We start from the raw sequence: 22,906 nt of genomic DNA on the forward strand, positions 1-22,906 counted from the left end.
CGGGGCCATGGGCGAGCTGCTGTATTTCTCCAGCACCTCGGAGAACACCCACAGATTCGTCGAGAAACTCGGGCTGCCGGCGCGGCGCATTCCCCAGGATCCCGCCGCCGAACCGCTCAAGGCCCGCGAGCCCTACATCCTGGTTTTGCCGACCTATGGCGGTGGGGGCAGCAAGGGCGCGGTGCCCAAGCCGGTGATTCATTTTCTCAACGATCCGCACAATCGCGCCCTGATCCGCGGCGTCATTGCCGCCGGCAACACCAACTTCGGCGAGGGCTACTGCCTGGGTGGACGCATCGTCGCCCAGAAATGCGCGGTGCCCCTGCTCTACCAATTCGAATTGCTCGGCACGACGGAGGATGTCGACCGGGTGCGCACGGGAGTGAACGACTTTTGGCAACGGCAGGCCTGACCCCGACCGGCAGCGACGCGGACTATCACGCACTCAATGCCATGCTCAATCTCTATGGTCCCAACGGCGAGCTGCAACTCGACAAGGACCGCCAGGCGGCGCGGCAGTACTTCCTGCAGCACGTCAACCAGAACACGGTGTTCTTCCATAACCTGGACGAGAAACTCGGCTATCTGGTGGACAAGGGCTACTACGAGGCGGCGGTGCTGGAGCAATATGCGCCGGCCTTCGTGAAGGCGCTGTTCGAGCGCGCCTATGCCTACAAATTCCGCTTCCAGAGCTTTCTCGGCGCCTTCAAGTACTACACCAGTTACACCCTCAAGACCTTCGACGGCCAGCGCTACCTGGAACGCTACGAAGACCGGGTGTGCATGGTTGCCCTGAGTCTGGCGCGCGGTGACGAACAGCTGGCCGAGTCCCTGGTGGACGAGATGATCAGCGGCCGTTTCCAGCCGGCCACCCCGACCTTTCTCAACGCCGGCAAGCGCCAGCGCGGCGAGCTGGTGTCCTGCTTCCTCCTGCGCATCGAAGACAACATGGAGTCCATCGGCCGCGCGGTGAATTCGGCGCTGCAGCTGTCCAAGCGTGGCGGTGGCGTGGCCTTCCTGCTGAGCAACGTGCGCGAGGTCGGGGCGCCGATCAAGCGCATCGAGAACCAGTCCTCGGGCATCATCCCGATCATGAAGCTGCTGGAAGACGCCTTCTCCTATGCCAACCAGCTGGGTTCGCGCCAAGGCGCCGGCGCCGTCTACCTCAACGCCCATCACCCGGACATCCTGAGATTCCTCGACACCAAGCGCGAGAACGCCGACGAGAAGATCCGCATCAAGACCCTGTCTCTCGGCGTGGTCATTCCGGACATCACCTTCGAGCTGGCCAAGCGCAATGCCGACATGTACCTGTTCTCGCCCTATGACGTGGAACGGGTCTATGGCGTGCCCTTCGCCGATATCAGCGTCAGCGAGAAATACGCGGAGATGGTGGCCGATGCGCGCATCCGCAAGCGCAAGATCAACGCCCGGGAATTCTTCCAGACCCTGGCGGAGATCCAGTTCGAGTCCGGCTATCCCTACCTGATGTTCGAAGACACGGTGAATCGCGCCAACCCCATCGCTGGACGCATCAACATGAGCAACCTCTGCTCGGAGATCCTCCAGGTCAACACTCCCAGCCGCTTCGACGAAGACCTGGGCTATGAGCACATCGGCCAGGACATCTCCTGCAACCTGGGTTCGCTGAACATCGCCCGCACCATGGATTCACCGGACCTGGGCCGCACCGTGGAAACCGCCATCCGCGGTCTCACCGCGGTCTCGGAAATGAGTGACATCCGCTGCGTGCCCTCGGTGGCCGCCGGCAACGCCGCCTCCCACGCCATCGGTCTGGGCCAGATGAACCTGCACGGCTACCTGGCCCGCGAGCACATCCACTACGGCTCGCCGGAAGGCCTGGATTTCACCAACCTGTACTTCTACACCGTCACCTACCACGCGGTGCGTGCCTCCAATCGCCTGGCCATCGAACGTGGCCAGAGCTTCCAAGGCTTCGCCGACTCCAAGTACGCCAGCGGCGCCTATTTCGACCAGTACACCGAGGGCGACTTCACCCCCCGTACCCCACGGGTGGCCGAGTTGTTCGAGGTCGCCGGCATCCGCCTGCCGACCCGCGCCGACTGGCAGGAACTCAAGGCCTCGGTGATGCAGCACGGGCTGTTCAACCGCAACCTTCAGGCCATCCCGCCCACCGGCTCGATCTCCTACATCAACCACTCCACCTCGAGCATCCACCCCATCGTCGCCAAGGTAGAGATCCGCAAGGAAGGCAAGCTGGGCCGCGTCTACTACCCGGCGCCCTACCTGGCCGACGACAACCAGGAGTATTACCAGGACGCCTACGAGATCGGCCCGGAAAGGATCATCGACACCTATGCCGAGGCCACCCGCCATGTCGACCAGGGGCTGTCGCTGACGCTGTTCTTCCGCGACACCGCCACTACCCGTGACATCAACCGGGCGCAGATCCATGCCTGGAAGAAGGGCATCAAGACGCTCTATTACATCCGCCTGCGCCAGGCCGCCCTGGAAGGCACCGAGGTGCAGGGCTGCGTGTCCTGCAGCCTGTGAGGAAATCATCATGAACGCACCCGTCAACGCGCCGCGCCTGAAGCTCATCAACGCCATCAACTGGAACCGCATCCAGGACGACAAGGACCTGGAGGTGTGGAACCGCCTGACCGGCAACTTCTGGCTGCCGGAAAAGATCCCGCTGTCCAACGACATCCCCTCCTGGGCGACCCTGACGCCCAAGGAGCAGCAGCTGACCATCCGCGTCTTCACCGGCCTGACCCTGCTGGACACCATCCAGAACGCCGTGGGCGCGCCAACCCTGCTGGCCGATGCCGTCACCCCCCACGAGGAAGCGGTGATCGCCAACATCGGCTTCATGGAGGCGGTCCATGCGCGCTCCTACAGCTCGATCTTTTCCACCCTCTGCTCGACGCCGGATGTGGACGAGGCCTATCGCTGGAGCGAGGAGAATCCCTATCTGCAGACCAAGGCCGACCTGATCCTGGCGCGCTACCACGCCGAGGACCCGCTGCTGCGCAAGGTGGCCAGCGTCTTCCTGGAGTCCTTCCTCTTCTATTCGGGCTTCTACCTGCCGATGTACTGGTCCAGCCGCGCCAAGCTGACCAATACCGCCGACCTGATCCGCCTGATCATTCGCGACGAGGCGGTGCACGGCTATTACATCGGCTACAAATTCCAGCAGGCCCTGGCCAGGGAAAGTCCGGAGCGCCGCCAGCAGGTCAAGGACTTCGCCTACGAGCTGCTGCAGGACCTCTACGACAACGAGGTGGCCTACACCGAGGACCTCTACGACAGCGTGGGCTGGAGCGAGGACGTGAAGAAATTCCTCCACTACAACGCCAACAAGGCGCTTATGAATCTGGGCTTCGAAGCGCTGTTCCCCAGCAGCATGACCGACGTCAGCCCGGCGATCCTCGCCGCCCTGTCGCCCAGCGCCGACGAGAACCACGACTTCTTCTCCGGCTCGGGCTCGTCCTATGTCATTGGCAAGGCGGTGAGTACCGAAGACGAGGATTGGAATTTCTGAGCCAACCCGCTGCTCCGGCAAGCCCCCTCTCCCTTGGGGAGAGGGCGTCCCTCGCGACAAAGTCCCAGTGGAAAAGGCTGCGCCGTTTTCCACGCTACTACGCTAATAAGTAGTACGGCTTATCGCGGCCATGGGCCGCTCCTACAGGGCAGCGCTGCTTTTGTAGGAGCGGCCCATGGCCGCGATAGCACAGCTGCTCTATCAGACGCCCGCCCACGACCGCGATAGCTCTCTACCTCAGCGGCCCCGTCCGAAAACGGCCAGTCGCCGCTACCTGGCGGTGCTAACCTGCCGCCATGAACGCCTTCCCCGATATACCCGCCTTCGAACGCGCCCGCCTGGCGCGGGACCCGCGTTTCGATGGCCTGTTCTACACCGCGGTGCTCACCACCGGCATCTACTGCCGACCGGTGTGCCCGGCGCAACCGCCACGCCCGGAAAACGTCAGCTACTACCCCAGCGCCGCGGCCGCCGAGGCCGCCGGCTATCGCCCCTGCCTGAGATGCCGCCCGGAACTCTCCCCTGCCGGCGGCCACTGGCAACGCGGTGACGCCACCCTGGCGCGTGCCCTGCGACTGATGGACGAAGGCCTGGAGGAAGGCGGTCTGCCCGCCCTCGCCGCCCGCCTCGATCTCAGCGAACGCCAGTTGCGCCGGCTGTTCGTCGAGCGCCTGGGCGCCGCGCCCCTGGCGGTGCTCACCACCCGCCGGCTGCTGTTCGCCAAGCAATTGCTCAGCGAGACCCGGCTGCCGATCACCGAGGTGGCCCTGGCCGCCGGCTTCGGCAGTCTCAGACGCTTCAACACCGCCTTTCGCGATGCCTACGACCTGGCCCCCAGCCAGGTGCGCAAGGGCCAGGCCGCGGCTTCGCCGGTGCTGGTCCTGCGCCTGGCCTATCGTCCGCCCTATGATTTTGCCGCCCAGCTGGATTTCCTTCGCGGTCACGCCCTGCCCGGAGTGGAGGTGCTGGACGACACCAGCTACGCCCGGGTGATTGGCACGCCCGAACAGCCGGGCTGGCTGCGCGTCTCGGTCTGGGATGACGACACGCCGGCGCTGCGCCTGGAATTGCACGGTGCCGCACCCGGCGAACTGCAGGCGGCAGTGGCACGCATCCGCCGCATGTTCGATCTGGACGCCGATCCCGAAGCCATCGCCCAGGGCCTTTCCGTCGACCCGACCCTGGCCGAACTGGTGGCGCGCCGGCCCGGCCTGCGCCTGCCCAGCGGCTGGGATGGCTTCGAGATCGCCGTGCGCGCCGTCATCGGCCAGCAGGTCAGCGTGGTGGCGGCCACCACCATGACCGCCCGGGTGGTGCAGCGCTTCGGGCGGCCCTGGGGCGAGCCCGGCCACGAGGCCAGTCGTCCGCCAGCCGGTCTGCACCACTTCTTTCCCACGGTGGAGGCCCTGGCCGATGCCGCCCTGGAAGACCTCACCGGCCTCGGCCTGATCCGCGCCCGCGCCGGTACCCTCGGCACGGTGGCCCGGGCCTTGCGTACCGGCGAGGTGGACTTCGACACCGGGCGCACCCTGGACGACTTTGCCCGGCGCTGGATCGCGCTCAAGGGCATAGGTCCCTGGACCGCCCAGTACATCGCCCTGCGCGCCCTCGCCCATCCCGATGCCTGTCCGGTGGAAGACCTGGTGTTGCAGAAACGCCTGGCGCCGCCCGGCGAGCGCCTGACCGCCAAGGCCCTGTACGCCCGCGCCGAAGCCTGGCGACCCTGGCGCGCCTACGGGGTGATGCAGGTCTGGCGCGAGGCCACCTGGAAGGCACCTGCCGACGCCCCCGCCGAACCCGTACCCACCCGTCTCGCCAAGGAGTCGCCCCGATGATCGCCTACTGCCTGCTGGACAGCCCCATAGGAACGCTTACCCTGGCCGCCGACGACAGTGGCCTGCGCGTGGTGGAGTTTCCCGAGAATCGCTACCTGGCCAAGCGCGATGCCAGCTGGAGCGCCGCCGACCATCCGATCCTCGACCTGGCCCGCGCGCAGCTCGGCGAGTATTTCGCCGGCCAGCGTCAGACCTTCGAGCTGCCGCTGGCACCGCGCGGCACCCCCTTCCAGCTGGCGGTCTGGCAGGCCCTGGCGGAGATCCCTCACGGCCAGACCTGGAGCTATGGTCAGCTCGCCAGCCACCTAGGGCGGCCCCAGGCGATGCGCGCGGTGGGCGCCGCCAACGGGCGCAATCCGTTGCCCATCGTGCTGCCCTGCCACCGGGTGATAGGGGCGTCCGGCGCCCTGACCGGCTTTGGTGGCGGCCTGCCGACCAAGCAATTCCTGTTGGAACTGGAAGGCGCCTTGCCAGCGCCGCGGGATCTCTTCGCGGCGTCCTAGCCCGCCACCGCGCCAGAACCTGGCTGATAAAAGGCTCTAGCATGCGCCTTCCAGCGCTTGAGTCGGTGCACTTCTGTAGCGCAAACTGGAATTTTCCATTCGCAAGGATGCGATGCGATGTCCAGCTCAGCCAACGCCCCGACCTTCACCCTGACGCTGGACGGCGTCGCCCACGATTTCCAGGTGCTCGCCTTCGACGGCCACGAAGCCATCGGCCAGCCCTATCGCTTCCAGCTCGAGCTGGTCAGCGAGCGCCCGGACTGGCCGCTGGAGTCACTGTTGCAGCGCTCCGCCTTTCTCGCCCTGGGTGCAGGTGACCGGGGCATCCACGGCCAGCTCGCCGCCGTGGCCCAGGGCGATTCCGGTCGACGCCTGACCCGCTATCGCGCCGAGCTGGTGCCACGCCTGGCCCAGTTGGCTCACCGCGTCAATTCCCGCCTCTTCCAGGGGCGCAGCGTCCCCGAGATCCTCGCGCAGCTCCTCGAGGAGCACGGCATCCTCGATGGCGACTATCGCTTCGCCCTGGGACCGACGCGCTATCCGCCGCGCGCCTACTGCGTACAGTACGGAGAGAGCGATCTGGCCTTTCTCACCCGGCTCTGCGAGGAAGAGGGCCTGCACTTTCACCACCAGCATCGTCGCGACGGTCATGTGCTGGTCTTTGGCGATGACGCCACCAGCTTTGCGCAGCTGGGCGCCACCCGCTATCGGCCCGGCAGCGGCCTGGTGGCGGACGAGCCCGCGATCAGTCACCTGGCGGTCGCGCTGCAGATCCGCAGCAGCGCCAGCCTCCTGCGCGCTCATGATCCGCTGCAACCTCGGCTGCGCCTGCAGAGCAGTACGGACGCCGCGGCCCAGCCCGCGCTGGAGGACTATGGCTTTCCCGGGCGCTTCACCGATCGCGCACGCGGGCAGCGCCTGAGCAGCCGGCGCCTGGAACGTCTGAGAGGCGACGCCCTCCAGGCCCAGGGCACGAGCGACCAGCCCAGCCTGGTGAGCGGGCACTTCCTGCCGCTGGAACAGCATCCGCGCGCCGACTGGAATCAGCTCTGGCTGTTGACCGAGATCCAGCACCAGGGCCGGCAGCCGCAGGTCCTCGAGGAAGACGTTGCCGACCGGATCCCGGCCGACGGCTTCGCCCAGGGCTATCGCAACAGCTTTGTCGCGCGGCCGTGGGCGCTGCCCTTCCGCCTGCCCCTGCGCCATCCCAAACCCCGGCTGCTGGGCGCCCAGAGCGCCGTGGTCACCGGACCGACCGGCGAGGAAATACACTGCGATGCCCTGGGCCGAATCAAGGTGCAATTCCACTGGGATCGCGAAGGCCAGGCGGATGAGCACAGCAGTTGCTGGCTGCGGGTCGCCAGCGGCTGGGCCGGTAACGGCCACGGCGCCCTGAGCCTGCCGCGGATCGGCATGGAGGTACTGGTCGGCTTTCTCGAAGGCGATCCCGATCAGCCGCTGGTGATCGGCTGCCTGTACCACGCCGAGCAGCGGCCGCCGCTGGAACCGCCCAGGGACCAGACCCGCAGCACCTTCAAGACGCTGAGCAGCCCCGGGGGCCACGGCTACAACGAAATTCGCAGCGAGGATCGCCAGGGCCAGGAGGAAATCCATGTGCATGCCCAGCGCGACTGGGACGAACGCATCGGCCATGACCACCGCAGCGAGATCGGCCACGAGCGCCATCAGCGCATCCGGGGCAACAGCTACAGCGCCTTCCACGCCGAGGAACACCGCATCACCCGGGGCGAACGCCGCACCGAGGTGCGCGCCGACGACCACCTGGACATAAACACGAGTCAGCATCTGCGGCTGGACGGCAGCCTGCTGGTCGAGGCCGGTAGCGAGATCCGGCTGCACAGTGGCCAGAAGATCGTCCTGGAAGCCGGCGCCCGCCTCACCCTCAGGACCGGCGGCAGCTTTGTGCAGCTGGATGCCGGCGGGGTCACCCTGGCTGGCCCGAGCATCCGGGTGAATCCCTGAGCGCGTGCCGAATCGCGGACACAAAAAAGCCACGCCTGGGCGTGGCTTTTCGGATTACCGCAACAGGACTCAGTCTTCCAGCAACTCGCCGGCCACCGCCAGGACATTGTCCAGGGTGAAGCCGAAGTGCTCGAACAGCGCCGCCGCCGGAGCGGATTCGCCGTAGGTGTGCATGCCGATGATACGACCGTCGAGACCGACGTACTTGTACCAGAAGTCGGCGATGCCGGCCTCGATGGCGATGCGCGCGCCGACTTCCACCGGCAGGACCTGCTGACGGTACTCGGGGCTCTGGCGGTCGAAGACGCTGGTGCTGGGCATGGAGACCACGCGCACCTGGCGACCTTCGGCGGTCAGGCGGTCATAGGCCTGCACCGCCAGGCCGACTTCGGAGCCGGTGGCGATGAGGATCAGCTCGGGTTCGCCGTTGCAGTCCTTGAGCACGTAGCCGCCACGGGCGGCGTTGCCCAGGGTGGCGGCGTCACGCACGCTGTGGGTCAGGTTCTGGCGCGAGAAGATCAGCGCGCTGGGACCGTCGCGACGCTCCAGGGCCGAGGTCCAGGCGATGGCGGATTCCACGGCGTCGGCCGGACGCCAGGTGTCCAGGTTGGGGGTGTAGCGCAGCGAGGCCAGCTGCTCCACCGGCTGGTGGGTGGGGCCGTCTTCGCCGAGACCGATGGAGTCGTGGGTGAAGACATAGAGCACCCGCTGCTTCATCAGTGCCGACATGCGCACCGCGTTGCGGGCGTATTCCATGAACATCAGGAAGGTGGCGCCGTAGGGCACCAGGCCGCCGTGCAGGGCGACGCCGTTCATGATGGCGCTCATGCCGAATTCACGCACGCCGTAGTGGACATAGTTGCCGCTGGCGTCTTCGGCGGTGACGCCCTGGGCGCCCTTCCACAGGGTCAGGTTGGAGCCGGCCAGGTCGGCGGAACCGCCGAGCAGCTCGGGTAGCAGCGGACCAAAGAACTGCAGGGCGTTCTGGCTGGCCTTGCGGCTGGCGATGGTCTCGCCCTTGCTGGCGACGTCCTGGATGAAGGCGGCGGCGCGCTCGGCGAAATCGGCGGGCAGGTCACCGGCCATGCGGCGCTTGAATTCGGCGGCCAGTTGCGGATGGGCCTGGGCGTAGGCGGCGAACCGCTCGTTCCACTCGGCCTCGGCGGCGGCGCCGCGCTCCTTGGCGCTCCACTCGGCATAGATGTCGGCGGGAATCTCGAAGGGCGCATGGGCCCAGCCGAGCAGCTCGCGCGCGGCCTGGATCTCGTCGTTGCCCAGCGGCGCGCCGTGGCACTCTTCCTTGCCCTGCTTGTGCGGTGCGCCGTAGCCGATCACGGTCTTGCAGCAGATCAGGGTGGGCTTGTCGCTCTTGCGCGCGGTGTCCAGGGCGGTCTGGATCTCGTCGGCGTCATGGCCGTCGACGTTGCGGATCACCTGCCAGCCGTAGCTCTCGAAGCGCTTGGGGGTGTCGTCGGTGAACCAGCCTTCGACCTCGCCATCGATGGAGATGCCGTTGTCGTCGTAGAAGGCGATCAGCTTGGACAGGCCCAGGGTGCCGGCCAGGGAGCAGACCTCGTGGGAGATGCCTTCCATCATGCAGCCATCGCCGAGGAAGGCGTAGGTGTGGTGGTCGACGATCCGGTGGCCGTCACGGTTGAACTGGGCGGCCATGACCTTTTCCGCCAGGGCGAAGCCCACGGCGTTGGCGATGCCCTGACCCAGGGGGCCGGTGGTGGTCTCGATACCCGGGGCGTAGCCGTATTCGGGGTGGCCCGGGGTCTTGCTGTGCAGCTGCCGGAAATTCTTCAGGTCGTCGATGGACAGGTCGTAGCCGGACAGGTGCAGCAGCGAATAGATGAGCATGGAGCCGTGGCCATTGGACAGCACGAAGCGGTCGCGGTCGGCCCACAGGGGATTGCCAGGGTTGTGCTTGAGCTGATCGTGCCAGAGCACCTCGGCGATGTCGGCCATGCCCATGGGGGCGCCGGGGTGGCCACTGTTGGCCTTTTGCACGGCATCCATGCTGAGGGCGCGGATGGCGTTGGCTCGATCACGACGGCTGGGCATTGCGGTGTCTCCTGGCAGAGGCAGAGCGAAGGGGCCGTTATTCTGGCCCAGCCAGGGCACTTCCAGCAATCGGCGCGGTCGCCTCAGCCCGCCGGGCAGACCGTGGCGCCGTCGACCACGAAGGCGCGTGCCACCGGTTCGATGCGCCTGGCCAGGGTCGCCAGGGCCTGGCGGTGCGCCGCCACGACCTCGGCATAGGAGCCGCCGGCGGGCTGGCTGATCCGGCTGCCACAGGTGAGCACCCGCTCCCCGCCCGGTTCGGCCAGGCGCAGGGTCCAGAGCGCGTCCTGCTGGACGCCACGCCCAGGCTGCGAATCGAAGCGCTGCAGATCCACCTTGATGCGCAGCACCGGGGCGCCGCTGCCGCGCGGGGCATCGCCCAGGTCCAGGGTACCGAGGTCCCGGGACAGGTCGGCGGACAGGGCGCTGCGCACCTCGTCGGCCAGGGGCGCGATCCAGCGTTCGTTTTCCAGCAGGGCGATGCCGTCGCCCTGGCGGACCACCAGTTGCGGCTGATCCACCTGCGGCGGGACCGAGACGCCTTGCAGGGCGAAGCGGAAATTCGCGGTGCGCGCCTGGGACGCGGGTTCCGCGGCGCTGGTCAGGGTGTGGTAGTTGAGCGGCGCCTTGGACGAACAGGCGGCCAGCAGCAGGGGCAGAGCCAGGCAGGTCAGGCGCTTCATTGCAGTTTTCCTTTGGCGGGATCGCGGGAGCCCGGCTCGAACTTGGGCGGCGGATCGGTCACCAGACCGCGGATCAGGGATTCCGGATGGCGGCCGAGGTAGTCGCCGAACACGCGCAGGGAACGCGCCATGCGCTGCATCTCTTCGAGGGTCTGGGTCAGATTCTGCTGCACCGGCGAATCGGCGCCCAGGCTCTGGCTGGCGCTGCCGGTGAGCTGCTGCACGCCCATCAGGGTGGTGGTCAGTTGCGGCAGGACCCCGGCGTTGAGCTGCTTGAGGGTGCCGCTGAGCTGCGCCAGGCTGGTGTCGAGATTCTTGCCGATGGAATCGAAGGGAATCTTGTCGATCTTGTTGACGATGCCGGCCATCTGCTCCTGCAGGCGATCGAAGCTGCCGGTGACGGTGGGGATCGACAGCGGCTTGGCCTGGGGATCGAAGGCCACCTTGGGCGCATTGGGCACGAAGTCGACGGAAATGTAGAGCTGGCCGGTCAGCAGGTTGCCGGTGCGGGCCTGGGCGCGCAGACCACGGGCCACCCAGCCGGCGAACAGCTTGCCGTCGCGGTCCTTGGTCTCGATGCGCTTGCCGACGTCACCCAGCCGCTGGGGATAGATGACCGCGCCGACGATCAGCGAGAAGCGATCCTGGCTGTCCTCGTAGTCGGGGGTCAGGGACACCACCCGGCCGACGTTCATGCCGAGGAATTCCACCGGTGCTCCGGTCGACAGCCCGCGCAGCGACTGCTGGAATCTCATCCGTACATAGAAGGGCTCGCCATCCGGCGGGGCCAGGGCGCTGGTCTGGTCGTCGAACAGGGTGAAACTCTGGTCTTCCTGGGCCTCCTGCGGATCCTTCGGCCATTCGGGGGTGACGAAGGCGATGCCGCCCGCCACCACCGTGGCCAGCGACTGGGTATTGAGCTTGAGCCCGGAGGCGCTGAGCGAGACATCGACCCCGCTGGCGTTCCAGAAGCGGCTGTTGGCGGTGACGAAGCGGTCGTAGGGCGAATCGATGAAGACCTGGGCGCTGACGCCCTTGCCATCCGGATTGAGGTGGAAGGACACCACCCGGCCGACCTGGATGCGCCGGTAATAGACCGGCGAGCCGACGTCCAGCGAGCCGATGTCGTCGGCGGTGACGATGAATCTTTTGCCCGAGGCCCCGTGGATCAGCGCCGGCGGCTGCTCCAGACCGCGGAAGTCGCGATGGGATTCGCTGGAATCGCCGATGTCGGCGCCGATGAAGGCGCCCGACACCAGAGTGTCGACCCCAGAGACGCCATTGACGCCGAAGCGCGGACGCACCACCCAGAAGCGGGCGTCCTTGGTGGCGAAGCCCTCGGCGGACTTTTCCAGCTCGATGGTGGTGATCACCCGGTTGCGATCCGGCGCCAGCTGGATGTCGCTGACGGTGCCGATCACCACGTTCTTGTACTTGACCTGGGTCTTGCCGGCTTCCAGGCCCTCGGCGGTGAGAAAGGTCACCGTGATGGTCGGACCGCGCGAGGCCCAGCTGTGGATCACCATGGACAGCCCGATCAGGGCCGCCACGATGGGCACCAGCCAGATCAGCGATACGCTCCAGCGACTGCGGCGTACCTCGGGGGTAGGCGCCAGGGCGTCGGGTTCATGCCTGTCCGTCATCGTTCACCTCTGCATCCCAGATCAAGCGGGGATCGAAACTCATCGCGGCGAGCATCGTCAGCACCACCACGAAACCAAAGAACACGATACCCAGGCGCGGCGCCGCCGAACTCAGGGCACCGAAGTGCACCAGCGCCGAGACCAGGGCCACCACGATCACGTCGAGCATCGACCAGTAGCCGATCAGCTCGACGAAGCGATAGAGCCGGGCACGCTGGGCGGTGGCCCAGTCGCTGCGGCGCTGGCAGGTCACCAGCAGGGTGCCGAGCACCAGAAACTTGATGGAGGGCACCGCCACGCTGGCGATGAAGATCACCAGGGCGACGCCCCAGGAGCCGTTCTCCCAGAATTCGATCACCCCTTCGAGGATGGTGCTTTCCGTACCGCGGCCCAGGGTACCGGTGAACATCACCGGCAGGGTATTGGCCGGGATATAGAGGATCAGCGCGGCGAGCAGATAGGCCCAGGTCTTGGCATAGACGTTCGGCTTGCGCCGGTGCAGCGCCGAGCCGCAGCGCGGACAGCCGGCCTTGTGCCGGCGTGGCGCGCTGCAGACCTTGCCGCAGACGTGGCAGAGGCACAGGCCGAGTTCGTCGGCGCGCGGCGGCAGCTGGGGCGCGGTCACGGCTCGCGCTCCCCGACGGCGTCCCACAGCGGGTGCAGGTCGCGCTTGGCGATGATCAGCAGGACCACCATCAGCCCGACCATGCCGAACAGCCCCAGGCCCACCACCACGTGCAGCAGCCCGGCGAGCTTGATCACCGCCACCAGGGCGCCGAGCACGAAGACCTCGATCATGCTCCAGGGCCGCAGGTAATGCAGGGTGACCATGGCCGTGGCGAAGCCGGGCGCGCGGCGGCCGAGCTGGGCGAAGCCGAGCACCCAGAGCAGCAGGACGATCTGCAGCAGCGGCACCACGAACAGGGTCATGGCCACCACCAGCGCCATGGGTCCGGCGAAGCCGCGACTCATGGCGACCACCGATTCCAGCAGGGTCGCCTCGCTGTGCAGGCCGCGAAAGCTGAGTTGCAGGATCGGCCCGACATTGGCGATCACGAACAGCACCGCCGCGGCGATCGCCAGCGCCAGCAGACCCTGGATATCCAGCCGGCTGGCGCGATAGAGCAAGGCGCCACAGCGCAGACAATGCGCCCGCTCACCCACCGCGAGGGGTTCGAGGCGATGCACCGAATCGCAGTGCTCGCAGATCACCAGGCGCGTGCCGGCAGCAGGCGCGGAAGGAGATGGTGGCTGGACGGACATGGGTTACCCGGTGACGCTCCTGGAAGGGGGCTGCAGGTTGGACGCGCGAGGCTCGCGGTCGTTACCGCAACGCCGCGAAGACCGCTGAGCAAAAGGCCCGGGCATCTTACCTTCCTCGGCGAAGGTATGCGCGGCCAGCCGCTGCGGACAAGTATCAAAACTTTTTGATGCTTTTCTTGCGAGGCCCGGGACGGGTCTCTAGACTAGCGCCCCATGAATCCCCTACGCGTGCCGGCGCTCGGCCAGGAACCAGGAGACACCCTCGCCGCCCTGTGCAAGGCCGGTGGCGATCCCCTGCGCCTGAACGTCCTGCGCGCCCTGCACAGCGCCTCCTTCGGCGTGCTGGAACTGGCACAGATCTTCGCCACCGGCCAGTCCGGCATCAGCCACCACCTCAAGGTGCTGGCCCAGGCGCAGCTGGTGGCCACCCGCCGCGAGGGCAATGCCATCTTCTATCGCCGCGCCCTGCCGCGTCCCGGCAGCCTGGGAGGCGCCCTGCACGCCGCCCTGCTCGAAGAGGTGGACAGCCTGGCCCTGCCCGGCGCCGTGCAGACGCGGATCGGCGAGGTGCATGCCCAGCGCGCGGCGGTGAGTCGCGACTTCTTCGCCCGGGTGGCGGAAAAATTCCAGGCCCAGCAGGACCTCATCGCCAGTCTGCCGCAGTATCGCGACGGCCTGCTCAGCCTGCTGGACGCCCTGGCCCTGGATCCGCGCGGCTGCGCCCTGGAAGTGGGCCCGGGCGACGGCGCCTTCCTGCCGGACCTGGCGCGGCGCTTCGCCCGGGTGGTGGCGGTGGACAACAGCCCGGCCATGCTCGAACTGGCGCGTCAGCGCTGCCAGCGCGACGGTCTCGCCCATGTCGAACTGCAACTGGCCGACGCCCTCGCCGAGCCGCTGCCCGCGGCCGACTGCGTGGTCCTCAACATGGTCCTGCACCATCTGGCCGCACCGGCGGAAGCCCTGCAGCAACTGGCCCGGCGCGTGGCGCCGGGTGGCAGCCTGGTGATCACCGACCTCTGCCCCCACGACCAGACCTGGGCACGCGCGGCCTGTGGCGATCTCTGGCTCGGCTTCGACCAGGACGAACTGGCGCGCTGGGCCCAGGCCGCCGGCCTGCAGGCGGGCGAAAGCCTCTACCTGGGCCTGCGCAACGGCTTTCAGATCCAGGTGCGTCAGTTCGCGCGCCCGGATCAGGGAAACACCCCGTCATGAGGCCAACCGGCCAGTGGCGGGCGGACCCGACGCTCAAGGGCGTCATGTCCAGCAAGGAAACTGCTGTCTCGACCGGCCTGCGGGCCCCTACCCCCTGGTAATTTAGGAACCATTCGATGAGCGAATATTCCCTGTTCACCTCCGAGTCCGTGTCCGAAGGCCATCCGGACAAGATCGCCGACCAGATCTCCGATGCCGTGCTCGACGCCATCATCACCCAGGACAAGCACGCCCGCGTGGCCTGCGAGACCCTGGTCAAGACCGGTGTGGCCATTGTCGCCGGTGAGGTCACCACTTCCGCCTGGGTCGACCTGGAGCAACTGGTGCGCGACGTCATCGTCGACATCGGCTACGACAGCTCGGACGTGGGCTTCGACGGCGCCACCTGCGGCATCGTCAACATCATCGGCAAGCAGTCGGTGGATATCGCCCAGGGCGTCGATCGCAGCAAGCCGGAAGACCAGGGCGCCGGCGACCAGGGCCTGATGTTCGGCTATGCCTGCAACGAGACCGATGTACTGATGCCCGCGCCCATCACCTTCTCCCACCGCCTGGTGGAGCGTCAGGCCGAGGCACGCAAGTCGGGCCTGCTGCCCTGGCTGCGTCCGGACGCCAAGTCCCAGGTGACCTGCCGCTACGAAGGCGGCAAGGTGGTCGGCATCGACGCCATCGTGCTGTCCACCCAGCACAATCCCGAGGTCAAGTACGCCGACCTGCGCGAAGCCGTGATGGAGCTGATCGTCAAGCACGTCATCCCCGCCGAGCTGCTGCACAAGGACACCCAGTTCCACATCAACCCGACCGGCCAGTTCATCATTGGCGGCCCGGTGGGTGACTGCGGTCTGACCGGCCGCAAGATCATCGTCGACAGCTACGGCGGCATGGCCCGTCACGGCGGTGGCGCCTTCTCCGGCAAGGACCCGTCCAAGGTCGACCGCAGCGCCGCCTACGCCGGTCGCTACGTGGCCAAGAACATCGTCGCCGCCGGCCTGGCCGATCGTTGCGAGATCCAGGTGTCCTACGCCATCGGCGTGGCCCAGCCCACCTCCATCTCGATCAACACCTTCGGCACCGCCAAGATCAGCGACGAGAAGATCGTGCAGCTGGTGCGCGAGCATTTCGACCTGCGCCCCTACGCCATCACCACCATGCTCGACCTGCTGCACCCGATGTACCAGGCCACCGCGGCCTATGGTCACTTCGGCCGCCACCCGCAGGAAGTCACCGTGGGCGACGACACCTTCACCACCTTCACCTGGGAACGCACCGACCGCGCCGCCGCCCTGCGCGCCGCCGCCGGCCTGTAACCCGCCTCCCGGCAAACAGCCCCGCCACCGCTGGTGCCGGGGCTTTTTTCTGGGTCTGCACGCGGGATCCCAGCGCTTTCTTGCGCCAGTCCACAGCCTGGCACGCGCGATGCAACCTCTGGGCATCTGATGGTCAGAATGCCTCGTCTTCCCCAGGAGTCTGCTTATCCATGTGGCTGTTCATCACCAACTTCGGCGATTCTTCGGTGATGCTTCCCTGCGCCGTGCTGATCGCGCTCTGGCTGCTGGCCGGTCTGTCCGCACGGGCGGCACTGCTCTGGCTGCTGCTGTTTGGTGCCGCCGGGCTCAGCGTTGCCCTGTCGAAGATCGCCTTCTTCGGCTGGGGCCTGGGCATCCCCCGCCTGGACTTCACCGGCTTCAGCGGCCACTCCATGCTGGTTGGCAGCGTGCTGCCGGTCCTCGGCTGGCTGCTGGCCAGCCGGGCGCGGCCGTCGCTGCGGCTGAGCGCAGCCGCCCTCGGCGCGCTCTGTGCCCTGCTCATCGCCGTCTCGCGGGTGGTGCTGGGCTATCACTCGATCTCGGAAGTGGTGACCGGCCTGCCCATCGGCTATGCCGCCAGCGGCAGCCTGCTGTGGCTGCTGCGGGGCCAGGAGGTCAACCTCAGACCGCGCCAGGCCGCGCTGGGCGCCAGCCTGCTGCTGTTGCCCCTGTTGCTGCTGCATGGCACCAACGCCCCGACGCAACGGGTGCTGGAGCGGTTGGCGGTGAAATTCGCCGACGAGCAGAAGCCCTGGACCCGCGCCCATCAGCGTGCCGGCGTGGCACCGCTGCAGAACTGAGCAAGGCCCAGCACCTGCAATAGACGGCCCGCGGCTGGCGAATACCCAGCGGACTCCTAGACTGGCAGAAGCCCCGACGTTCCCGGGGTGAACGCCAGGGCCTTTCGGCCCCTCCTAGTTAAGTCAGTCCTTGCCGCCGAGTCGTCCGCATGCGCTACTGCCTCCCCCTTGTCTGCAGCCTGGTGCTTACCGGGCTGCCCGCGTCACCCGTGGCGGCTGCCGAGCCCTTGCGGCTCTATACCTGGGAAGGCTACTTCAGCGACACCCTGCTGCAGCGCTGGGCCAAGGCCCATCCCACCGTGCAGGAAATCCATTTCGACAGCAGTGACGTGCGCGACGCGACCCTGGCGCGCGGCGATGTCGATCTCGACCTGGTGGTGATCAACGAGGTCAGCGCCACCCGCCTCGGCCAGGACGGCCTGCTGACCCGCATCGACCCTCAGCGCCTGCCGCATCTGCGCGAGCTCGATCCGCGCTGGCGCCAGAGTTGCGGCGACTATGCCGTGCCCTACGTCTGGGGCACCCTGGGTCTGCTCTATCGCAGCGATCGCCTGGCCCAGGCGCCTTCTTCCTGGCAGCCGCTGCTGCAGCCGGAGCCGGCCCTGCACGGTCGTATCGCCATGCTCGAAGACCACGACGATCTGCTGGTCGCCCCCCTGATCACCCTGGGCGCCGCCATCAACAGCGACGATCCCGAGCTGCTCCGACGCAGCTTCGCCCTGCTCAAGGCTCAGGCCCCGGCGGTGCTGACCTATCAGTACGTGGTCAGCGCCCTGCACAATCCGGCCTACAGCGATCGCATCGAGCTGGCCCTGGGCTACAGCGGCGACCAGCACCTGCTCAATGCCGCGACCCCCGGACAGCCCTGGCGCTTCGTCACGCCCCGCGAAGGCAGCCTGCTATGGGTGGACTGCGTGGCCCTGCTCAGCAACTCCCGGCACCAGGCGGCCGCCTGGCGCTTCATTGATTTCCTAAACGAGCCGCGCAATGCCGTGCTGGCGACCGAGGAACTGTACCTGGCGACCCCCAACGCCGGCGCCCTGCGCCTGCTGCCGGCAGACCTGCGCCAGGATCCCAGCCTGTTCCCCCCCGACGACGTGCTTGCTCGCAGCCAAGTCTTTCGTGAAGGTCCACCCGACACCTTCCAGACCCGGCAACGCATCGGCAGCGCTTTGGTAGGTCGCCATGACGCTCAATAGGCGCGCCCTGCTGCTGATCCTGCCGGTCGCCCTGCTCTGCAGCCTGACCCTGGTGGGGCTGGGCTACACGGTGCAGCGCGAGGCGGTGATCGGCCTCGAACGTTCGCGGCTCAACCACGATCTGGCGGCGCTGGAAACCACCTATCGCGAGTACGATCACTTCAGCCGCAACCTGCTCTATGCCCTGTCCAACAGCGCCGCCCTGGGCAACTTCCTGCGGCAGACCGAGGTGCCCTATCGCAACGAAGCCCTGGGTACCCAGCTGCAACTGGCGGTGCGCCAGCTGGCCGGCGACGATGCACCCAGCCACATCTCCCTGGCGATCGCCCGCCCCGATCTCAGCCTGGCCTACTACTACGAGCGCAGCGGCGATCCCTTCGCCCAGTTGAGCGGCGTCCAGCGCCAGTTGCTCGCACGCCTGGCGCGGGAGCCGAACGGTCCGCTGGAACGACGCGACTATCTGCTCGACGAGCAGGGGCGTTCACTGCTGGTGGCGACCACCTCGCTGCTGCCGAGCACCGCCGGACCACCCCTGCCGGGACAGCGCGGCCTGGCGATGACACTGCAGCTGGCGGTCAGCCCGGACCGGATGGAGGCCCTGCGCCGCAGTCTGGAACAGAGCTATGGCGCCCCCCTGGAATTCAGCCGGACACCGCCTACCCGCACCCGCGACTTCAGTGCCATCGAGCGGCTGTCGCCTGATCTCTATGTACGCCTGACCCCAGACCCGGGACGCCTGGACAAGGAGTTGCGCCGCCTGGCGATCGCCTACTTCAGCGGCGGCCTGCTGGTGACCCTGGCCTGCATCCTGGTGCTGATCGTGCTGATCCGCCGCTACATCACCCGGCCCATCGCCCGCCTGGACAGCCAGCTCACGGAAGTCCTGGAAGGCCAGCGCCAGGCGCTCGAAACCGGCGACGAACCCGGCGAGATCGGTCACCTGGGTGCCAACATGAAGCGCCTGCACGACAACAACCTGGCCATCCTGGCGCAATTGCGCACGGCCTTGCGCACCGACGTCCTCACCCAGATCGGCAACCGCCGCTATTTCCAGCTCATGGGCGAATCCTGGCTGGCGGGCAAGCCGGACGGTCGTCGTATCGCCCTGCTCTATTTCGGCCTGGACCATTTCAAGTCGGTGAACGACAGATTCAGCCACGAGGTGGGCGATGAACTGCTGCAGGCCGTCGCCCGGCAGACCCAGCAACAGTTTGAGGCCTATCAGGCAGACAACGAGCTGGTGTTTACCCGCCTGGCGGGCGATGAATTCGCCATCCTGCTACGTGGCCCGGCAGCGGCGACCGATGCCCTCGCCCTGGGCCAGCAGCTGCAGCAGAACCATGACAACGGCACCCTGGTGGGCGAACGCCGCTATGCGGTGACCCTGAGCATCGGCCTGGCGACCCCCGAGGCGCCGCTGGACCTGGCCGACCTGCTGGCCCAGGCCGATCTGGCCCTGGAGCGGGCCAAGAACGAAGGCGGCAATCGCCTGGTGCATTTCACTCCGGAGCTGGCCGCGCGCCAGCGCCGCCAGGATCTGCTGGACGAATACCTGCGGCACCTCAACCCGGACGAGGAGTTTCACCTGGTCTACATGCCGGCGGTGGACAGTGCCGGCCAGGTACGCTCCGCCGAGACCCTGCTGCGCTGGAATTCGCCCCGCCTCGGCGCCGTGTCGCCTGCGGAGTTCATCCCCATCGCCGAGCGCCAGGGACATTTCCGCTGGATCGATCGCTGGGTCGTGGACCAGGCCTGCCGCGAATATCCCGCGCTGCAAGAGGTACTGGGTACCGACCTGGTGCTGTCCGTCAACCTGTCTTCCGCGCAACTGGATCAGGCCGACATCGTGCCCTATCTGCGCGAGCGGGTGCGCCACCACGGCGTCGATCCGGCCCACCTGGAACTGGAATTCACCGAGACCTTCGCCGCCGAGTTGAACGAGCGGACCCTGGGACTGCTGCACGAATTGCGCGCCGAGGGCTTTCGCGTGGCCATCGACGATTTCGGCGTGGGCTACACCTCCATCCAGCAGGTCACCGACTATCCCGCCGACACCATCAAGTTTGACCGGCTCATCGTCGAGCGCCTCAGCCAACCCGGCAACCAGGCCAGCCTGGTTGCGCTCATCGCCTTCTGCCATTCCCGCGATGCCCAGGTGATCGCCGAGGGCGTGGACACCGAACTCAAGCAGCTCTGCCTGGAACAGGCCGGGTGCGATCTCCTGCAGGGTTTTCTGGTGTGCCCGCCGCGGCGTCTGGACGAGTTGCGCGACTGGCAGCGCCAGCGCCTGGGCGATCCCAGCCGGGTCTAGGGATAACGCTCACTGGCGCAAGGTCAGCGAGCGCTACCAGGTGGAGCTGCGCTTAGAAGTCCAGCGACAGGCCCAGGCCCACGCCCTGCTGGTGGGTATCGCCCGCACCGGCATAGCTGTAGCCGCCGCGCAGGGTCAGCTCCGGCGTCAGCCGCTGGACCACGCCCAGACTCAGGCGGGTGCGGTCGCTGTCGGGCTGGTAGCCGTCCAGGGTGTAGTCCAGACCCGGCACGCTGTTCAGGCGCATGGTCACATCGCGAGTGCCGTCGGCGAATTCCCGCTCGCGGCCCAGATCGGCGAACAGCGCCGTGGCCGGTGCGAGTTGCCAGCGGCTCTGCAGGCCCAGCCCCAGTCGCCGCGAGGTGCTCGACTGGTCGTCGAATTCCAGCGCCGTGGCGTCGTTGCCGCGCTCCCGGTAGCCGTCCACCTGGACACGGGCATAGTCGGCGCTGAGATAGGGACTCAGGTGCCAGGGACTGCCGGCCGCTGCCAGGTCGTACCCCAGGCGCGCCGAGAGGGCGCGCAGATCGCCGTCGGTATCGCCCTGCTCGCTGCGGGTGGTCGGGCCAAGCGCAAAGCGCCGGCTGAGGTCGTCGTAGTCCAGCCGTCCGCCGGTGGCGGTGAGATCGCCCCAGAGGCGCTCGCCCTGGTACTGGGCGAAGGCGCTGAGCAGATAGCTGTTGAGGCGATAGTCGGAATCGGCCGCACCGGGTTCCAGGTGTTGCCGTGCGACCCCGGCGGCGACACCGAGGCGCCATTCCTCGCTGAGTCGATAGCTGCCGCCCAGGTCCAGGCTGTAGCCGTTGCCATCGCCGCCGGCAGTGCTGCGCTGGTCGTCGACGTCCAGGCGCCGCGCGCTGGTATCCACATAGCCCTGCCAGCGTCCCACCGGCTGCCAGGCATGCCAGTCGCCCAGCCAGCGCTGGTGCAGGCCGTCCTGATGCGCCCTGAGGGTGGACTGGGCCATCTCCGGCAGCAGGGTGACCTCCCAGGGTGCGGCCAGCAGCGAATAGGCGTAGTCGGCGATCAGCCGCTGACCGGTGATGGTCGGGTGGACGCGATCGTTGAACAGCAGCTGGCTGGGATCGGCCGCCGCCGCGCCCAGGCCATAGGTGGCATTGCGGGTGCAGCTGTCGCCGCTGAAGCAGGTGCCGGTCAGATTCTGCCCGCTGGCCAGGCCATAGCGCCCCGGTTCGGCCACCACCTCGGCCAGCAGCTGGGGCACGTTGAGGCCGATGATCTGGGCGTCGATGCCGGCCAGGCGCGCCACCAGCGCCTGGTTGTAGACCCGGCTCAGGGCCGAGCTGGCCGCCTGTTGCGGCGAACCGGCCAGGGCCGGGGTCTGGCCGATGTCGGGCAGCAGCCAGACCACCATGTAGCGGGCGCCGGCCTGCTGCAGCGCAGCGACGCCGTCACCCAGGCGATTGGCCGCGGCTGCCGCGGTGGCCGGCGAGGTGACCAGTCCCTGGAGGAAGTCGTTACCCCCGCCGCTGATGTAGAACAGGGTATTGGGATCCAGACTCAGGCCCTGGCTGGCAAGTCCGGGCAGGTAGCCGTCCCGGCTGCGCAGGGTCAGGCCACCCACCGCCACCACCGAGCCGTTGCGAGCGGTGATGGAGTCGCGGATCTGCGCCGTGGTGTAGCCGCCCGTGGCCCAGTTGTCGCCATCGCTCAGGCCGATCCGCTGATTGATCAGCGAGGTGGAGGCGTCCAGGGTACGGACATCGAAGCCCAGTTGCTGGCCGAGCAGCATCGAGGACACCGGTCCGGTCACCGCGCCGCTGGCCGGGCTGTAGCCCGGCCCGACACGGTTGGTGAATCTGAGGCTGGCACCATTGACCCCGGTGTCGGGAAACTGCCCGGCATCGAGCAGGCTGTCGCCGAACACGGTGAAGCCACTGTAGGGATTGGGAGCCGCCTGGGCGGTTGCCGCGAGCGCCGTGGCCAGGGCGATGGCCAGCGGCAGGCGTTGCCGGAGAAAAGATGTCATGCCTGCATCCTTGATTGTTGTTATCGGAGCACGCGTCAGGGCGTGTAGCCCCACGCTAGACGGTTTTTGTGACGTTGTATCTGGGTGTGAACAAAAACTTGCAGGACGTTCATGCCGTCTGGACGGCATGCCAGACGGCTGTCGATAGTTCGACCAGGGCGGCCCGCCATGACCGTCGAGTCTGCTGCTAACCAGCGGCAGCGCTCGTGGGGGCGACGACGCTGAGCACCCGTTCGAATAGCCCCCTCTCCCCCGGGGAGAGGGTTGGGCTGAGGGCTCTCTGGCGGCGAATCCCCAGTGGAAAAGGCTGCGCCGTTTTCCACGCTACGATTTTCTCCGGGGCAATGACGCTGAGCGCCCGCTCGGATAGCCCCCTCTCCCCCGGGGAGAGGGTTGGGGTGAGGGCTCTCTGGCGGCGAACCCCAGTGGAAAAGGCTGCGCCGTTTTCCACGCTAAGATTTTCTCCGGGGCAATGACGCTGAGCGCCCGCTCGGATAGCCCCCTCTCCCCCGGGGAGAGGGTTGGGGTGAGGGCTCTCTGGCGGCGAACCCCAGTGGAAAAGGCTGCGCCGTTTTCCACGCTAC

The 22,906-nt window shown here is 67.4% G+C and carries 17 protein-coding genes; 11 read left to right on the forward strand and 6 right to left on the reverse strand.

Features of this window, described 5'->3' with window-relative positions; genetic code table 11:
• Positions 1 to 7 precede the first annotated feature (7 nt).
• The 6 genes from nrdI to OMP44_RS16420 all read left to right on the forward strand — a co-directional run bounded on the left by nrdI (position 8) and on the right by OMP44_RS16420 (position 7,847).
• Positions 8 to 412, forward strand: coding sequence for a class Ib ribonucleoside-diphosphate reductase assembly flavoprotein NrdI (nrdI, locus tag OMP44_RS16395; protein ID WP_027598230.1), 405 nt, complete (start codon positions 8 to 10; stop codon positions 410 to 412).
• On the forward strand, positions 394 to 2,535 hold the full coding sequence (gene nrdE, locus OMP44_RS16400) for a class 1b ribonucleoside-diphosphate reductase subunit alpha (RefSeq protein ID WP_280309742.1): 2,142 nt from the start codon (positions 394 to 396) through the stop codon (positions 2,533 to 2,535). The genes nrdI and nrdE overlap by 19 nt, the downstream gene beginning before the upstream one ends.
• Before the next feature lie 10 nt (positions 2,536 to 2,545).
• On the forward strand, positions 2,546 to 3,526 hold the full coding sequence (gene nrdF, locus OMP44_RS16405) for a class 1b ribonucleoside-diphosphate reductase subunit beta (protein ID WP_280309743.1): 981 nt from the start codon (positions 2,546 to 2,548) through the stop codon (positions 3,524 to 3,526).
• A 296-nt stretch (positions 3,527 to 3,822) separates the two neighbouring features.
• Positions 3,823 to 5,361: a DNA-3-methyladenine glycosylase 2 gene (locus tag OMP44_RS16410; RefSeq protein WP_273861656.1), complete on the forward strand. Its 1,539-nt coding sequence runs from the start codon at positions 3,823 to 3,825 to the stop codon at positions 5,359 to 5,361.
• The gene (locus OMP44_RS16415) at positions 5,358 to 5,864 is read left to right on the forward strand and encodes a methylated-DNA--[protein]-cysteine S-methyltransferase (RefSeq protein WP_133860516.1); all 507 of its coding nucleotides are present in this window, start codon (positions 5,358 to 5,360) and stop codon (positions 5,862 to 5,864) included. The genes OMP44_RS16410 and OMP44_RS16415 overlap by 4 nt, the downstream gene beginning before the upstream one ends.
• A 117-nt stretch (positions 5,865 to 5,981) precedes the next feature.
• The gene (locus OMP44_RS16420; RefSeq protein WP_273861655.1) at positions 5,982 to 7,847 is read left to right on the forward strand and encodes a type VI secretion system Vgr family protein; all 1,866 of its coding nucleotides are present in this window, start codon (positions 5,982 to 5,984) and stop codon (positions 7,845 to 7,847) included.
• 69 nt (positions 7,848 to 7,916) lie between these two features.
• Here the strand turns inward: OMP44_RS16420 and tkt are convergent, their stop codons facing one another.
• From tkt to OMP44_RS16445, 5 genes are all read right to left on the reverse strand, one after another.
• A complete protein-coding gene (gene tkt / locus OMP44_RS16425; RefSeq protein WP_133860515.1) occupies positions 7,917 to 9,914 on the reverse strand; it encodes a transketolase in 1,998 nt (665 codons plus the stop codon).
• Between the two features lie 83 nt (positions 9,915 to 9,997).
• Positions 9,998 to 10,597 (reverse strand): PqiC family protein, encoded by a 600-nt coding sequence (locus OMP44_RS16430; protein WP_273861654.1) that lies wholly within the window; start codon positions 10,595 to 10,597, stop codon positions 9,998 to 10,000.
• A complete protein-coding gene (locus tag OMP44_RS16435; protein WP_133860513.1) occupies positions 10,594 to 12,240 on the reverse strand; it encodes a PqiB family protein in 1,647 nt (548 codons plus the stop codon). Before OMP44_RS16435 ends, OMP44_RS16430 begins: the two co-directional genes overlap by 4 nt.
• A complete protein-coding gene (locus tag OMP44_RS16440; RefSeq protein WP_133860512.1) occupies positions 12,224 to 12,865 on the reverse strand; it encodes a paraquat-inducible protein A in 642 nt (213 codons plus the stop codon). Before OMP44_RS16440 ends, OMP44_RS16435 begins: the two co-directional genes overlap by 17 nt.
• Entirely contained in the window at positions 12,862 to 13,503 is a 642-nt protein-coding gene (locus OMP44_RS16445; RefSeq protein ID WP_133860511.1) for a paraquat-inducible protein A, read from the reverse strand. The genes OMP44_RS16440 and OMP44_RS16445 overlap by 4 nt, the downstream gene beginning before the upstream one ends.
• Positions 13,504 to 13,716: 213 nt before the next feature.
• Here OMP44_RS16445 and OMP44_RS16450 point away from each other — a divergent pair, with 213 nt between their 5' ends.
• The 5 genes from OMP44_RS16450 (at position 13,717) to OMP44_RS16470 (ending at position 20,332) form a co-directional block, all read left to right on the forward strand.
• The gene (locus OMP44_RS16450; protein ID WP_133860510.1) at positions 13,717 to 14,715 is read left to right on the forward strand and encodes an ArsR/SmtB family transcription factor; all 999 of its coding nucleotides are present in this window, start codon (positions 13,717 to 13,719) and stop codon (positions 14,713 to 14,715) included.
• 116 nt (positions 14,716 to 14,831) lie between these two features.
• A complete protein-coding gene (gene metK / locus OMP44_RS16455) occupies positions 14,832 to 16,022 on the forward strand; it encodes a methionine adenosyltransferase (protein WP_064307819.1) in 1,191 nt (396 codons plus the stop codon).
• 170 nt (positions 16,023 to 16,192) lie between these two features.
• Positions 16,193 to 16,822 (forward strand): phosphatase PAP2 family protein, encoded by a 630-nt coding sequence (locus tag OMP44_RS16460; RefSeq protein WP_133860509.1) that lies wholly within the window; start codon positions 16,193 to 16,195, stop codon positions 16,820 to 16,822.
• A 149-nt stretch (positions 16,823 to 16,971) separates the two neighbouring features.
• A complete protein-coding gene (locus OMP44_RS16465) occupies positions 16,972 to 18,021 on the forward strand; it encodes a polyamine ABC transporter substrate-binding protein (RefSeq protein WP_273861653.1) in 1,050 nt (349 codons plus the stop codon).
• Positions 18,008 to 20,332 (forward strand): putative bifunctional diguanylate cyclase/phosphodiesterase, encoded by a 2,325-nt coding sequence (locus tag OMP44_RS16470; protein ID WP_280309752.1) that lies wholly within the window; start codon positions 18,008 to 18,010, stop codon positions 20,330 to 20,332. The genes OMP44_RS16465 and OMP44_RS16470 overlap by 14 nt, the downstream gene beginning before the upstream one ends.
• Before the next feature lie 52 nt (positions 20,333 to 20,384).
• Here OMP44_RS16470 and OMP44_RS16475 read toward each other — a convergent pair whose 3' ends face one another.
• Positions 20,385 to 22,322, reverse strand: a complete 1,938-nt coding sequence (locus tag OMP44_RS16475) for an autotransporter domain-containing SGNH/GDSL hydrolase family protein (protein ID WP_273861651.1) — start codon at positions 22,320 to 22,322, stop codon at positions 20,385 to 20,387.
• Between the last annotated feature and the right edge of the window lie 584 nt (positions 22,323 to 22,906).

The organism is Pseudomonas flavocrustae, from assembly GCF_029872515.1.
Lineage (GTDB): Bacteria > Pseudomonadota > Gammaproteobacteria > Pseudomonadales > Pseudomonadaceae > Chryseomonas > Chryseomonas aestiva.

Excerpts from the sequence above, each read along its gene's own strand:
- OMP44_RS16420 (WP_273861655.1), top strand. The coding sequence starts at position 5,982 with ATGTCCAGCTCAGCCAACGCCCCGACCTTCACCCTGACGCTGGACGGC.
- metK (WP_064307819.1), top strand. The coding sequence starts at position 14,832 with ATGAGCGAATATTCCCTGTTCACCTCCGAGTCCGTGTCCGAAGGCCAT.
- tkt (WP_133860515.1), bottom strand. The coding sequence starts at position 9,914 with ATGCCCAGCCGTCGTGATCGAGCCAACGCCATCCGCGCCCTCAGCATG.
- nrdI (WP_027598230.1), top strand. The coding sequence starts at position 8 with ATGGGCGAGCTGCTGTATTTCTCCAGCACCTCGGAGAACACCCACAGA.
- OMP44_RS16465 (WP_273861653.1), top strand. The coding sequence starts at position 16,972 with ATGCGCTACTGCCTCCCCCTTGTCTGCAGCCTGGTGCTTACCGGGCTG.
- OMP44_RS16460 (WP_133860509.1), top strand. The coding sequence starts at position 16,193 with ATGTGGCTGTTCATCACCAACTTCGGCGATTCTTCGGTGATGCTTCCC.
- OMP44_RS16475 (WP_273861651.1), bottom strand. The coding sequence starts at position 22,322 with ATGACATCTTTTCTCCGGCAACGCCTGCCGCTGGCCATCGCCCTGGCC.
- OMP44_RS16430 (WP_273861654.1), bottom strand. The coding sequence starts at position 10,597 with ATGAAGCGCCTGACCTGCCTGGCTCTGCCCCTGCTGCTGGCCGCCTGT.
- OMP44_RS16470 (WP_280309752.1), top strand. The coding sequence starts at position 18,008 with ATGACGCTCAATAGGCGCGCCCTGCTGCTGATCCTGCCGGTCGCCCTG.
- OMP44_RS16435 (WP_133860513.1), bottom strand. The coding sequence starts at position 12,240 with ATGACGGACAGGCATGAACCCGACGCCCTGGCGCCTACCCCCGAGGTA.
- OMP44_RS16450 (WP_133860510.1), top strand. The coding sequence starts at position 13,717 with ATGAATCCCCTACGCGTGCCGGCGCTCGGCCAGGAACCAGGAGACACC.
- OMP44_RS16410 (WP_273861656.1), top strand. The coding sequence starts at position 3,823 with ATGAACGCCTTCCCCGATATACCCGCCTTCGAACGCGCCCGCCTGGCG.
- OMP44_RS16445 (WP_133860511.1), bottom strand. The coding sequence starts at position 13,503 with ATGTCCGTCCAGCCACCATCTCCTTCCGCGCCTGCTGCCGGCACGCGC.
- OMP44_RS16415 (WP_133860516.1), top strand. The coding sequence starts at position 5,358 with ATGATCGCCTACTGCCTGCTGGACAGCCCCATAGGAACGCTTACCCTG.
- nrdF (WP_280309743.1), top strand. The coding sequence starts at position 2,546 with ATGAACGCACCCGTCAACGCGCCGCGCCTGAAGCTCATCAACGCCATC.